10 protein-coding genes and 2 tRNA genes are annotated in these 12,774 nt (G+C 70.9%); 3 read left to right on the top strand and 9 right to left on the bottom strand.

The features are described 5' to 3' along the window. Positions 1-184 precede the first annotated feature (184 nt). The 4 genes from BKA18_RS24170 to BKA18_RS24155 all read right to left on the bottom strand — a co-directional run bounded on the left by BKA18_RS24170 (position 185) and on the right by BKA18_RS24155 (position 5,472). Positions 185-258 (bottom strand) — tRNA-Met (locus BKA18_RS24170). A 165-nt stretch (positions 259-423) separates the two neighbouring features. Further along, complete coding sequence (locus BKA18_RS24165; RefSeq protein WP_366045591.1) at positions 424-2,274, bottom strand: tetratricopeptide repeat protein; 1,851 nt, start codon at positions 2,272-2,274, stop codon at positions 424-426. 208 nt (positions 2,275-2,482) lie between these two features. Further along, positions 2,483-2,556: transfer RNA gene (locus BKA18_RS24160), tRNA-Met, on the bottom strand. A gap of 108 nt (positions 2,557-2,664) precedes the next feature. Further along, a complete protein-coding gene (locus tag BKA18_RS24155; protein ID WP_429638586.1) occupies positions 2,665-5,472 on the bottom strand; it encodes a UPF0182 family membrane protein in 2,808 nt (935 codons plus the stop codon). 214 nt (positions 5,473-5,686) lie between these two features. On the opposite strand from BKA18_RS24155, the gene BKA18_RS24150 reads away from it, so the two are divergent. Next, a complete protein-coding gene (locus BKA18_RS24150) occupies positions 5,687-6,241 on the top strand; it encodes a PPA1309 family protein (RefSeq protein ID WP_366045592.1) in 555 nt (184 codons plus the stop codon). Positions 6,242-6,283: 42 nt separating this feature from the next. Here the strand turns inward: BKA18_RS24150 and BKA18_RS24145 are convergent, their stop codons facing one another. The 4 genes from BKA18_RS24145 to BKA18_RS24130 all read right to left on the bottom strand — a co-directional run bounded on the left by BKA18_RS24145 (position 6,284) and on the right by BKA18_RS24130 (position 9,673). After that, a complete protein-coding gene (locus BKA18_RS24145; protein ID WP_366045593.1) occupies positions 6,284-7,384 on the bottom strand; it encodes a YlbL family protein in 1,101 nt (366 codons plus the stop codon). A 121-nt stretch (positions 7,385-7,505) separates the two neighbouring features. Continuing rightward, positions 7,506-7,688, bottom strand: coding sequence for a hypothetical protein (locus BKA18_RS24140; protein ID WP_006603228.1), 183 nt, complete (start codon positions 7,686-7,688; stop codon positions 7,506-7,508). Between the two features lie 249 nt (positions 7,689-7,937). Then, entirely contained in the window at positions 7,938-8,417 is a 480-nt protein-coding gene (locus tag BKA18_RS24135; RefSeq protein ID WP_366045594.1) for a molybdenum cofactor biosynthesis protein MoaE, read from the bottom strand. 104 nt (positions 8,418-8,521) lie between these two features. Further along, positions 8,522-9,673 (bottom strand): SDR family oxidoreductase, encoded by a 1,152-nt coding sequence (locus tag BKA18_RS24130; RefSeq protein ID WP_366045595.1) that lies wholly within the window; start codon positions 9,671-9,673, stop codon positions 8,522-8,524. Between the two features lie 192 nt (positions 9,674-9,865). On the opposite strand from BKA18_RS24130, the gene BKA18_RS24125 reads away from it, so the two are divergent. Both BKA18_RS24125 and BKA18_RS24120 read left to right on the top strand, forming a co-directional pair. Next, positions 9,866-11,329 carry a zinc-dependent metalloprotease gene (locus tag BKA18_RS24125; protein WP_366045596.1) on the top strand — a complete coding sequence of 488 codons (1,464 nt, stop codon included), beginning with the start codon at positions 9,866-9,868 and terminating at the stop codon, positions 11,327-11,329. After that, entirely contained in the window at positions 11,326-11,856 is a 531-nt protein-coding gene (locus BKA18_RS24120; RefSeq protein ID WP_093485081.1) for an NUDIX hydrolase, read from the top strand. Before BKA18_RS24125 ends, BKA18_RS24120 begins: the two co-directional genes overlap by 4 nt. 156 nt (positions 11,857-12,012) lie before the next feature. On the opposite strand, the gene BKA18_RS24115 is transcribed toward BKA18_RS24120, so the two are convergent. Next, positions 12,013-12,771: an AIM24 family protein gene (locus tag BKA18_RS24115; protein ID WP_006603233.1), complete on the bottom strand. Its 759-nt coding sequence runs from the start codon at positions 12,769-12,771 to the stop codon at positions 12,013-12,015. Between the last annotated feature and the right edge of the window lie 3 nt (positions 12,772-12,774).

Raw genomic sequence — 12,774 nt, 5'->3', positions numbered from 1 at the left:
GCCTCGTCGGGGCGCCGCGCTTCCCGGCCATCGGGCGCGCCCGCCTCCGCACGGTCACCGCACATCCGGTCACCACGCACACCGCCGCACGTGGCTGCCATGCAGGAGACGGGCCGCCCACCCGCACCGAAAAGACGACACGACGAAGGCCCGGATTCCAAGGAATCCGGGCCTTCGTCTTCAGTAGCGGGGACAGGATTTGAACCTGCGACCTCTGGGTTATGAGCCCAGCGAGCTACCGAGCTGCTCCACCCCGCGTCGTTGTGCCCTTACTTTAACCCCGGCCCGACGACCAGCGCAAATTCCTTCCGCGCGGCCCAGGGCCCGGTCCCATGGACCGGGCCCTGGGCTCCGTCGGCCAGCGCGCCCGCCAGGCGTCTCCTGGCCGGATCGCCCCCGGGGCGATCCGGCACCCGGACCCCTCTAGGCACTGAGCTCCTCCTGGAGGGCCGTTCGCAGCCGGGCCGCGCGCTCGGCCACCTCGGGCGGCCCCAGCTCGACGGCGCGGGCGCACCAGTTCTGCGCCTCCGCGAGCGCCCCGCGCCTCGCGGCGAGCAGCGCCAGCCGGAGAGCCGCCCGGCCGTGCCCGCCCTCGGCGGCGCGCTGCCACCACAGGGCGGCCTCGGGCAGGCTGCCCTCGCGGGCCAGCAGCAGCCCGAGGTTGAAGGCACCGTTCCGGCTGCCCGCCTCGGCCGCCGCGCGGTACCAGTCCGCGGCCTCGACCACGTCCCCGCGCGCCGCGGCGAACATGCCCATACGGACCTGGGCACGGCGGTGGCCCTGCCCCGCGGCCCGCTCGTACCACTGCAGACTCTCGTCGTCCGCCGGGCGCTCGCCGTCCGTGAGCCCCTCGCCGGCGGCCGACGCCTGGCGGTCGAGGAGGTCCGCGAGCCGGAAGGCCGCCTCGGCGCTGCCCCCGCCGGCCGCACAGCGCAGATTCCGCTCCGCGTCCTGCAGTTCGCCGTCCCGCAGCTGCACGATGGCGACCTGCAGCGCCGCATCGGTGTGCCCGGCCGCGGCCGCCCGCTCGTACCAGGCGTGCGCCGTACGCTCGGCACCGCGGCCGGCATGGAGGATGCCGAGGTTGAAGGCGGCATCCACGCTGCCCGCCTCGGCCGCCTTGGAGAACCACGGCTCGGCGCCCGCGGCGTCGCCGCGCTGGAGCAGCAGGATGGCCAGCGCGTTGGCGGCCTCCCGGTGCCCGGCGTAGGCGGCGCGGCGGTACCACTGCTCACCGCGCCCGTCCCGGCCCTGCGCGGCGCACAGCAGCCCGATGTTGTAGGCGCCGTTGACGTCCCCGGCGTCCAGTGCGGCGCGGTACCAGCGCTCGGCGGTCTGCAGTTCGCCGCGGTCGGCGTGCAGGGCGCCCAGCGCATTGGCGGCGTTGCCGTCGCCCTCCTGGGCGGCACGCCGCCACCACTCCGCGGCGCTCTCCTCGTCCCCGGCATCGCGCAGCAGGAAGCCCAACGCACAGGCGGCGCGGGCCTCGCCGTCCTTGGCGGCGGACAGATACCAGCGGCCCGCCTCCTGGACGTCCCCACGCTCCTCCAGCAGTGCGCCCAGCTGCAGCGCGGCCCGCCGGTGGCCGCGCGCGGCGGCCTGGCGGTACCACTGCTCGGCCTCCTCCTGCCGGCTCAGCTCGCCGTACGCGGGGGTCGCGCGGTGATCCGCGTCGCCGTCGTCCTCGATGAGCCGGGCGAGGCGGTACGCGGCCTCGCGGTGGCCGCGCTCGGCGGCCGTACGGAACCAGCGCCCGGCGCCGATGTCGCCGCGGTGCTCCAGGAGATCGGCCAGCGCGTAGGCACCCAGGCAGTGGCCGGACTCGGCGGACTGGCGCAGCCAGTACTCGGCGGCCGGCTCGTCGCCGCGCTCGCGGTAGTGGCGCCCGAGCGCGTGCGCGGCAGCGGCGGAGCCGGCGACGGCGGCGATCCGCCACCAGCCGCCCGCGTCGTCCCCGTAGCCCCGCTGATGGAGCAGGACCCCCAGATTGTTGGCCGCGGCGCGGTCGCCGGCGGCGGCGGCGGAGCGCAGATGCGGCTCGGCGCCGTCGAGGTCACCGCGGCGCAGCAGCATCGCGCCCAGGGCGCTCATCGCGGCGGTGTCGCCCGCCTCGGCGGCCCGGCGGTGGCCGGACTCGGTCACGGCATCGGACGCCTCGGCGGCCTCCGCCGCCTCCATCGCGTCCATCTGCAGCTCGGATTCGCGCCCGTCGTCGGGCGCATGCACAAACCGGTCTGTCTCCAACAACCTTGCCTTGTCCCCCATAAGACCCATCGTCGCATCACCTGTTACCCGCGTACACCTGGTATACCGCAGCAAGTGAGGTCACTTCAGCGGTTTGTCGACTTCCCGACACGACGACTTGCCAAACTCAAGCACACACCTTCCCCACATCGGCCGCACGACCCGGCCTTGACCGATATCGGCCGGAACACATGACGAAGGCCCGGATCCCTGAGGGATCCGGGCCTTGGTCATTCAGTAGCGGGGACAGGATTTGAACCTGCGACCTCTGGGTTATGAGCCCAGCGAGCTACCGAGCTGCTCCACCCCGCGTCGTTGTGTCCACAAGGTATCACGGCACCGGCGGGCCCCTGGACCGACGCGGCCCTGCGCCGCCGGTTCGCACCGGCGGCGCAGGGCCCGAACGTCGTGCCGGCCGGCTCAGCCGCCCGGCTTGCCGCCCTTCTCGGACGCCGTCGCCGCCCGGTCCAGCGCGGCCTTGAGCTTCTTCTGGGCCTCGCCGTAACCGGCCCAGTCGCCCGCGGTGCGCGCCTTCTCGCCCTCTTCGTAGGCCTTCTGGGCATCGGACAGGGCCTGCTGCACCGTCTGGCCGGACGGCTGCTGGCCGGTGTCACCGCCGCCCGACGGCTTCTCGGTGCCCGTACTGGGCGCCTTCTTGCCGAAGACCACGTCCAGCGCGTCCTTGAGGGAGTCCTCCAGGACGGGCTTGTTGTCGCCGTAGCTGACCAACACCTTCTTCAGGAGCGGGTAGTTGGTGTTGGCGCCGCGCAGATAGACGGGTTCGACGTACAGCAGTCCGCCGTCCAGTGGCACGGTCAGCAGATTGCCGTACTCGATCTCCGAGTCGCCGAGCTTCTTGAGGATGTTGAGCTCATTGGCGATGTTCGGATCGGAGTTGAACTTCGACTGCACCAGCTGTGGTCCGGGCACCGGTGTCTGCGAGGGCAGTTTCAGCAGTCTGATCTTGCCGTAGTCCGGACTCGTCGCATTGGCGTCGACGGCCATGAACGCACCGAGGTTGTCGCGCTTGTTGGGCGTGAAGCTCGTCGTCAGTGAGAAGGCCCGGTTCTTCTGGTCCGGCATCTTCATGCTCAGGTAGTACGGCGGAACGGCGTTGCCCGACTTGGTCGTCGGGTCGTTCGGGATCTGCCAGCGCTCGGATCCGGTGTAGAAGGTGCCGGGATCCGTGACGTGGTAGGTGGTGAGCAGCTGGCGCTGCACCTTGAAGAGGTCCTGCGGGTAGCGCAGATGCTCCCGCAGCGACGGGCTGATGGCGCTCTTCTTCTCGACCGTGCCGGGGAAGGACTTCATCCACGTCTTGAGGACGGGGTCCTTCTCGTCCCACTGGTAGAGCTTGACCGAGCCGTCGTAGGCATCCACCGTCGCCTTGACGGAGTTGCGGATGTAGTTGACCTGGTTCTGCTGGGCCACCACCGCCCGCTGGCCGTCGGTGAGCGAATCGGCCGTGCTGTCCCCGAGCGTGGTGCGCGAGGCGTACGGATAGCCGTTGCTGGTGGTGTAGGCGTCCACGATCCACTTGATCCGGCCGTCGATGACCGCCGGATAGGCGTCGCCGTCGATGGTCAGCCAGGGTGCGACGGACTCGACGCGCTCCTTGGGCGTGCGGTTGTACAGGATCCGCGAGCCGTCGCCGATCGCGCCGGAGTAGAGGATCTGCGGCTCGCCGAACGCCACCGCATAGGCGGCGCGGTTGACCGGGTTGGCAAGGCTGACGCCGCTGTTGCCCTGGTAGCTGTAGCTCTTCTCGCCACTGTCGTCGGAGTAGTCCAGCTCCTTCTGCGGACCGCCGACGATGGAGTACTGCGAGGTCTTCTCGCCGTAGTAGACCCGCTGCTGGTACGAGCCGAGCTGGCCCTTGGCGGGCAGATCCGACTCGGTGTACTTCGGACCGCCGCCGTCGGCGGCCTCGGTCCCCTTGGCGGCGACCGCGCCGTAGCCGTGGGTGTACTTGAAGTGGTCGTTGATCCAGTTGCGCTCCGGGATACCGGCGATGTTCAGCTCACGCAGACCGATGACGGTGTCCTGCTCGGCACCGCCCTTGTCCTTGTAGCGGTCGACGTCGAGGGTGGAGGGGAACTGGTAGTACCCGCGCACCTGCTGCTGTTGCTGGAAGGCCGGCGAGACCACGTTCGGGTCGAGCAGCCGCAGGCTGGCGGTGGTGTCGGCGTCGTCGCGCAGCCGCTGGCTGTCCGCCTTGTCGGCGGGCTTGTAGTTGCCCTTGTACGGGGTGACCTCGGAGCCCTGGATGTCGTACGCGTCCCGGGTCGCCTTGATGTTCTGCTTGATGTACGGCGCTTCCTTGGCCTGCTCGTTCGGCTGGACCTGGAACTTCTGCACGATCGCCGGGTAGAGCCCGCCGATCAGGATCGCCGAGAGCACCATCAGCCCGAAGCCGATCACCGGCAGCTGCCAGGTGCGCCGCCACAGCGTCGCGAAGAACAGCACCGCGCAGATCGCCGCGATGAAGAACAGGATGGTCTTCGCCGGGAGGTAGGCGTTGGCGTCGACATAGCGCAGCCCGGTCCAGTTGTCGGCCGACTTCAGGCCGCTGGACTTGACCGCGAGGCCGTACCGGTCGAGCCAGTACGCGATCGCCTTGAGCGAGACGAAGATGCCCAGCAGCACCGACAGATGACCGGTCGCCGCTGCCGTCGCCCGCGAGCCGGGGCTGGTCAGCCGCAGTCCGCCGTAGAGGTAGTGCGTCAGCGCCGCGGCGACCAGGCACAGCACCGCACAGGCGAAGCCGAAGCTCAACAGGAAGCGGTACCAGGGCAGATCGAAGGTCCAGAAGGAGATGTCCTTGCCGAACTGCGGGTCCGTCTTGCCGAACGGCACGCCGTTGACCCACTGGAGCCACGTACGCCACTCGCCGGAGGCCGAGGCGCCGGCGATCAGACCGATCACCGCGGTGATCGCGATCAGCGCCCACTTCTTGAACGGCGCGATGCCCATCCGGTAGCGGTCCAGGCTCTGCTGCTCCATGGACATCGCACTCAGCGGCGGCCGCAGCCGGTGTGCCAGCCAGATGTTGACGCCGACGCTCGCGGCCATCACGACGCCGAAGGCGAAGAACAGTCCGATCTTGGTCCACAGGGTGGTGGTGAAGACCGAGGAGTACTTGACCGACCGATACCAGAGCCAATCCGTCCAAAACCCCGCAAACATCACGAAGAGCATGGCCAGTACGGCCAGCACACCCAATGTCATGAGCAGGGTCCGGATCCGCCGCGATGGTCGGCCGACTCTGATCCGTGGCCCTGTCGGGCCTCCGCCGCGGTCCGGCATCTGGAAAGCCAAGGTGCGCACCTCGAAGTTCGCTGTCGTGTGGAGCAGGCCCGGCGATAGTAGGACCCACTGATGCAACTTACGAAGGCTTTACCCGGTTCCCGATTTCGGGGGGATACAAGGCACGATGTGCAGCATGACCAACCTCCCCGTTGACGGCACCCCCCTCGCCGCCGACCCCCTGACCCGCGCGGTGCTCGAAATCGACGAGTACAGCGCCGGGCTCGGCTGGGATCAGCCGGCCCGACTGTTCGCCCTCGTCGACACCGCCAAGCTGCGTGCGCAGGAGCCCTCGCTCGCCGCGCAGCTCGGTATCGACGACTCCACCACCGCGTCCCTGACCCCCGTGGAGCAGGACGAGATCCCGGCGGGCGTCCCGCTGGACGAGTTCCTGGCCACCATTGCCTGGCCGGATGCCGTCAGCGGCTGCGCCCTGACCGTGGAGCGGCTGATGCTGCCGCCGTCCGCCGAGGACTCCGAGCCCGCGGGCATGGACGAGGCCCAGCTCGCCACCTGGGTCGCCGAGCACCCGGACCGCCAGGAGGTCCGGATGACGGTGGCCGTGCTGCGCGACGGCCGCCGCGAATCGGCACTGCGCCTGCGCGAGAAGGACTCCACGTCCGAGGTGCTCACCGGCTCGGCGCTGGTACCGGGCCTCGCGGAGGCGCTGGCCGCCACCTTCGAGGGCTGACCGCCCGGGCCGGGCGCCAGCGTCCGGCCCGCGGCCCGCCTTCTAGGACGCGCCCGCCGGGCTGCAGCTCGGCAGGCCGGCGACGTCGCCCTTGCGTATCTTCTCCAGCGCCTTGACGGCGTCGCCCATGGTGTCGACCTTCACCAGCCGGAGCCCGCGCGGGGTGTCCTTGGCGGCGGTGGCGCAGTTGTCCTTGGGCGTCAGGAAGAACTCCGCACCCTTGTCCCGCGCACCGACCGTCTTCATCGAAATGCCGCCGATCGGGCCGACCTTGCCCTTGTCGTCGATGGTGCCCGTGCCGGCCACGAACTTGCCGCCCGTCATGTCCCCGGGCGTGAGCTTGTCGACGATGCCGAGGGCGAACATCAGCCCGGCGCTCGGGCCGCCGACATCGGCCAACTTGACGTCGATGGGGAACGGGAAGATGTGATCCACCCCGGCCTGGATGCCCACGACGGCACGGCCGTTGTCCGCCTTCTCCGTGGTGATCGTGATCTGCTTCTGGCCCGCGGTGCCGGGCTTCTTGCCCTGCTTCTCCGCCGCGGCGGCCTGCTTGGCGGGGACGATCGTGAAGACCACCGGCTGGCCCGGCTTGTGCCGGGTGACGAGCTTGGCGACATCGCCGACCTGCTTGACCGCCGTGCCGTCCACCGCCTTGATCACATCGCCGGCGTGCAGCCGCCCGTCGGCCGGCTTGTCCTTGAGGACGGATCCGACGACGGTCTGTGAGGCGACCGGGATGTGCAGCTGGTCGAGCGCGGCGACCTTGGCGCTCTCCTGGGACTGGGTGAACTCCTCGGCGTTCTCCTGGTCGGCCTGCTCGGGCGTCTGTCCCTCGGGGTAGAGCGTCTTGTGCGGCACCACGGCGTTGTCGTGGTCGAGCCAGCCGTACACCGCCTCGAAGAGGTTCATGGTGTAGTCGGGGCCGGTGACCCGGACCGTGGTCATGTTGAGATGCCCGGTCGCCGGGTACGTCTTCCGCCCGGAAATCTGCAGCACCGGCTCGCCATCATGATCACCGAGGGTGTTGACCGTGGGCCCCGGCGACATCTCGGAGTACGGCACGGGGATCAGTACTCCCGCGCAGAGCAGCGCGATCAGCATCAGGGTCGAAGCGAGCAGCGTCGCGGTGCGGCGTGGCATGGAACGACAGTACGGGACGGGTATGACAACCGGCCCGCGGGGCCGTCCGTACGAGGCCGGGCAACTGCCCGCGCGGGGCCGTCAGCCCAGGGCGCCTTCCGGTGCGTGCGTACGGCGGATCTCAGGCCGGATCCGAGGCGGGATCGGGGACGGAGTGCTCTTTCTCCATGGCGTCACGGAACCGGGCATAGCCCGCGAGCTCGGCCACGTCACCGGTCTTGCGGTTCCGCAGGGCCCAGCTGCTCCACACCGCGGCAATCAGCCCGGCACCGACCGGAATCAGCAGCCACAGGAGTGCACCCATCAACGACCTCCCAACCCCTTGTTCGACGAGATCGACGAATAAGCAGATTAACCATCTGCAGGGTCAACGCTCGCGCCAGGGGGCGGGTTACGCAACCGGAACACAACGCACCGGTTCGCCCCGTGTGCGCAGGTCGACTGCCTCACGCCGGCACGATCACCGCCCGCCCGTCTGCGGTGACGTCTTCCCCGGGAACGCCTCGTTACGCACCGATTCGCCCAGGAATTCCGCTGCCCGGCCGGAGGCGTCTCAGGCCCCCACCCATTCCTCCGTGCCGTCCGCGAACGTCTGGTGCTTCCAGATCGGCACGTCGTGCTTGAGATCGTCGATCATCTTGCGGCAGGCATCGAAGGCCTCGCCCCGGTGCGGGCAGGACACGGCGACGACCACGGCCAAATCACCGATGCGCAGATCGCCCACCCGGTGGACGGCGGCCAGCGCCCGGACAGGGAAGTCCGCGATCACCTTCTCGGCGATCCGGCGCATCTCCGCCTCGGCGCTCGGGTGCGCGGAGTAGCCCAGGCCCTCGACGTCGGCGCCGCTGTCGTGCGAACGGACCGTGCCGACGAACAGGGCGGTGCCGCCGGCTGCCGCGTCACCCACGGCCGTGAACACCTCGTCCACGGACAGGGGGGTGTCGCGGATCGCCAGGAGCCGGATCGGGTCCGCGGCGGCCCGCTCACCGGGGTGGTCGCGGCCGGGGGACGAAGCAGAGAACGTGCCAGACATGCTCCCATCGTGCCGTACCCGGGGGGCTCGGCGGGAATGGCCGTTCCGCCCGTGGTCCGGGCCGCCGTATGGAGACTCCTCCAGCCCGGCGGCCCGGTCCGCGCTCAGATACGGCGGCGTGCCTTGCGGGCGCGCCGCACCAGCGCCGCGGTGCCCAGGAGGGCGACGGTGGCGCCGGCGGCCCCGGCGGCGGTGGCGTCCTTGCGGCCCAGACGGCGGCCGGCGACGGTGTGCCGTCCGGCGACCTCCTCCAGGAGCTCGGCGAGCACCTCCTCGTTCGTCCACCGGGGCCGCCAGCCGGCGTCGTGCAGCCGGCTGCCGCTGACCACCCACGGGTACATCGTGTACGCGAGGTCCCCCGCGGGTGACGGGGTCAGGCCGATGCGGTGCAGCCGGGCCGCGGCGCCCAGGGCCACCGAGGACGGCAGCTCCATGCGGCGGATGCCGGACAGTTCCTCGACCTCCTCCTGCTCCAGCCAGCCGTCGCAGCCGACCGCCAGCTCACCGTCGACCTTCTCCAGCGCCGCGTGCTCCAGGGCGCTGACCAGGTCCTCCACGTGGCAGAACTGCCAGGCGGGGCGGGATCCGGCCACGACCAGGAGGCGGGGGGATTCGAAGTAACGGGTCAGCGCGGTGTCGGTGCCGCCCACCAGGACGGCGGGGCGCAGGACGGTGACGTTCAGGCCCGGGTGTGCGCGGGGGGCGCGGTGCGCCAGGTGCTCGATCTCCAGCAGGTCGCCCACGCCGGTGGCGTCCGCGGTGGCGCGCAGTTCGGCGTCCTCGGCCAGGGGGACGTCGTTGTCGGGCAGCGCCCCGTAGACCATCGCGGAGGTGCACAGCACCACGCGGTGGACACCGGCGGCCGCGGCGGCGGTGAGCACGGTCTGGGTGCCGCGCACGTTGTAGGCGGTGCGGGCCGCGGCGTCGGTCTCCAGGTCGAGGTCGAGCGCCAGGTGGACGACGACGTCCGCGCCGCGCAGCTTGTCGGCGATGGCCGGGTCCCGGACGTCCAGGACGTGCCAGTGCGCCTCGGCGACATCACCGCGCCGCTCGTCGATGGCCACCACCTCCTTGACCTCGTCGGAGTCGACCAGGGCGCGGGTGAGCAGCGCACCGACTCCGGAGGCGGCTCCGGTGACGGCGATGACGGGCCGGCGCAGCGGCCGGCCTGCGCCCCCGCCTGCGAGGTCGGCTGCCTTCTCGGTCTGGGCCGCAGCGTTTCGCGCTGCGCGAACGGTCGGATCTGGGGAACTCACCGGGCGTCTCCAGCGGTTGTCTTCAGTGCGAACGCGTGGTGACGCGTGCGCACCAGGTGGCGTCCATCCTGCCGCAGCCACCGGGACAGCGAAGCACCGAGCCCCGAAGCGGTCCGGGTGTCTACGCTGGAGGTGATGTGGGCAGCCCGCCGTCGGCCACCTGGTCGGCGGCCCTATGAGCCGAGGAACCCCGTGAGTGACACCCCATTTGGATTCGGCCTTCCGCCGGAGGAGCCGGAGGACGGCGACAACGGCAAGAAGAAGGGCGGCCAGGGAGGTAGCCAGGGCCCCGCGGACCCCTTCGGGTTCGGCGGCGGGAGCGGCGGCGCGGACAATCCGTTCGCGGCGCTCTTCGGCGGCATGGGCGGCCCCGGCGGCGAAATGAACCCTGGCGACCTGGGAGCCGCCTTCCAGAAGCTCGGGCAGATGCTCTCCTACGAGGGCGGCCCGGTGAACTGGGACATGGCCAAGGACATCGCGCGGCAGACCGTCGCGCAGGGCGCCGAGGACGGCAGCAAGGATGCGAGCCTGTCGCCGGGTGAGCGCAGTGCGGTCGAGGAGGCCGTACGGCTGGCGGATCTGTGGCTGGACGGCGTGACGTCGCTGCCGTCGGGGTCCGCCTCCGTGGTGGCCTGGAGCCGCGCCGAGTGGGTCGAGGAGACCCTGCCGGTGTGGAAGGACCTGGTCAATCCGCTCGCCGAGCGCGTCGGGGCGGCGATGGGCGATGTGCTCCCCGGGGAGATGCAGGCCATGGCGGGCCCGCTGCTGGGGATGATGCGCTCCATGGGCGGCGCGATGTTCGGCACCCAGATCGGCCAGGCGCTGGGCGTGCTGGCCAGTGAGGTCGTCGGTTCGACGGACATCGGACTGCCTCTGGGCCCGGCCGGCAAGGCCGCCCTGCTGCCCGGCAACATCGCGTCGTTCGGCGCGGGCCTGGGCGTGCCCGAGGATGAGGTGCGGCTGTATCTGGCCCTGCGCGAGGCCGCCCACCAGCGGCTCTTCGCCCACGTGCCGTGGCTGCGCTCGCATCTGTTCGGTGCCGTCGAGGGCTATGCGCGCGGCATCAAGGTCGACACGACCAAGCTGGAGGACGTGGTCGGCCAGATCGATCCGCAGCATCCCGAGGAGCTGCAGAACGCCCTTCAGCAGGGCATGTTCCAGCCCGAGGACACCCCGGAGCAGAAGGCCGCGCTGGCCCGGCTGGAGACCGCGCTGGCGCTCGTCGAGGGCTGGGTGGACGCGGTGGTGCACGCGGCCGCCAAGCCGCATCTGCCGTCGTCGGACAAGCTCCGCGAGACGCTGCGCCGGCGCCGGGCGAGCGGTGGCCCCGCCGAGCAGACGTTCTCGACGCTGATCGGCCTCCAGCTGCGGCCGCGGCGGCTGCGGGACGCCTCGCGGCTGTGGGCGTCGCTGACGGACGCCCGGGGCCTGGAGGGCCGCGACGGCCTGTGGGAGCACCCGGACATGCTGCCGACGGCGGCCGATCTGGACGACCCGGACGGGTTTGTGCACCACGAGCAGCCGGACTTCTCCGAGCTCGACAAGATGCTCGGCGAGGCCGCGAGCGGCGGCAAGCCGGATGCGGGAAAGCAGTCCCCCGAGGGCGAGGGTCCGGACGAGGCCCCCGGCGAGGGCAAGGGCGACGGCGACAGGTGAGTCTGCATGCCGACGCGGCGCGGGTGCTCACCGGGTGGCCCGCGCCGTCCCCCGCTCAGGAAAAACTGCGCCTGACGTATCTGGATCATCTCGCCGCCCATGAGGACGGCATGTGGAAGCCCTGCAAGGAGGGGCATCTCACGGCCAGCGCGCTGGTGATCGACCCGGCCGGCGGCCGGGTGCTGCTCACCCTGCACCGCAAGCTGAAGATGTGGCTGCAGATGGGCGGCCACTGCGAGCCCGAGGACGCCTCGCTCGCCGAGGCGGCGCTGCGGGAGGCGCGGGAGGAGTCCGGGATCGCACAGGGGCTGACGCTGCTGCCCGGCGGTCCGGTGCGGCTGGACCGTCATCACACGCCCTGCGCGGTGCATTTGGACGTGCAGTACGCCGCGCTGGCGCCCGAGGGCGCGGTGGCGGCGATCAGCGACGAGTCGCTGGACCTGCGGTGGTTCGCGTACGACGAGGTGCCCGGCGTCGCCGATGCGTCGGTGGCGCAGCTGGTGGACGGCACCCGCGCACTGCTTTAGACAGCGGCTGTGCTTGCGGCGCCCGTCCCTTCCCGGGGCGGGCGCCGCAGCTGTGCCTTCAGGGCGTCGGCGGGGCTAGGGGGTGTCTCTCCGATCTCCGTGGGCCTGCGACGCCTGGCACCGCAGGCTGATCCACGGAGATCGAAGAGACACCCCCTAGTTGGTGAAGATGTTGCCCTGGTTGTGTCCCCGGGCGCCCTGCTGGCCCATGCCGAACTGGGCGGCCATCCCGGAGCCGATGACGGCGTTCTGCGGCGGCAGCAGTTCGCTGGGCTGGACCAGTGCGTAGCCCTGGCCGAGGAAGCTGAGTTCCCAGCCCTCACCGGTGTTGCCGCGCCGCCGCCACACTCCGGAGGAGTGCGTCTGCGCCTGCATCTGGACGCGCAGCGAGGCGGACCAGGCCACCACCGCGTCGGCGTCGGCGTTGACGTACTTGTCGGGCGTGACCTGCAGCATCAGCGGCTGGCCGGAGGTCATCAGGGCGACCTTGCCCCGTCCGGAGATGTTGAGCTGGTACTTGCCGGTCCCGGAGATGCCGTACTGGCTGTCGACGGAGACGACGTCCCAGTGGAGGCCGGAGTCCAGTGCCAGGACGTAGCTGCTGTCGACGGTGAGGCCGTCGTGATCGACGTCGACGACATGGACGTACTGGGCGAGGTTGGCCAGATAGACCGTGCCCTGCCCGGAGACGCGCATCAGGTCGAGGCCCTCGCCGGAGTAGGCGCGGGCCCGGTGCTGGCCGGGCGTCTGGTAGTTGCCGTCGAATTCGAGCAGCCCCTGATAGGCGACCATCGCGCCCTTACGGGCGAGGACGTCTTCGTGGCCCTGGAGGGCGACCCGCAGCAACTGGCTGTTCTGCAGGGCGTAGCGGTCCTGGGTCTGTGCCTCGGTGAAGGCGAAAAGCGGACTCTGCATGGC

Origin of the sequence: Streptomyces auratus (genome assembly GCF_050433025.1) — a bacterium.
In the GTDB taxonomy this organism is placed as follows: Bacteria; Actinomycetota; Actinomycetes; order Streptomycetales; family Streptomycetaceae; genus Streptomyces; species Streptomyces sioyaensis.
Note: the sequence above shows the minus strand (reverse complement) of the source record. Positions and strands in the feature narration are given on the sequence as shown.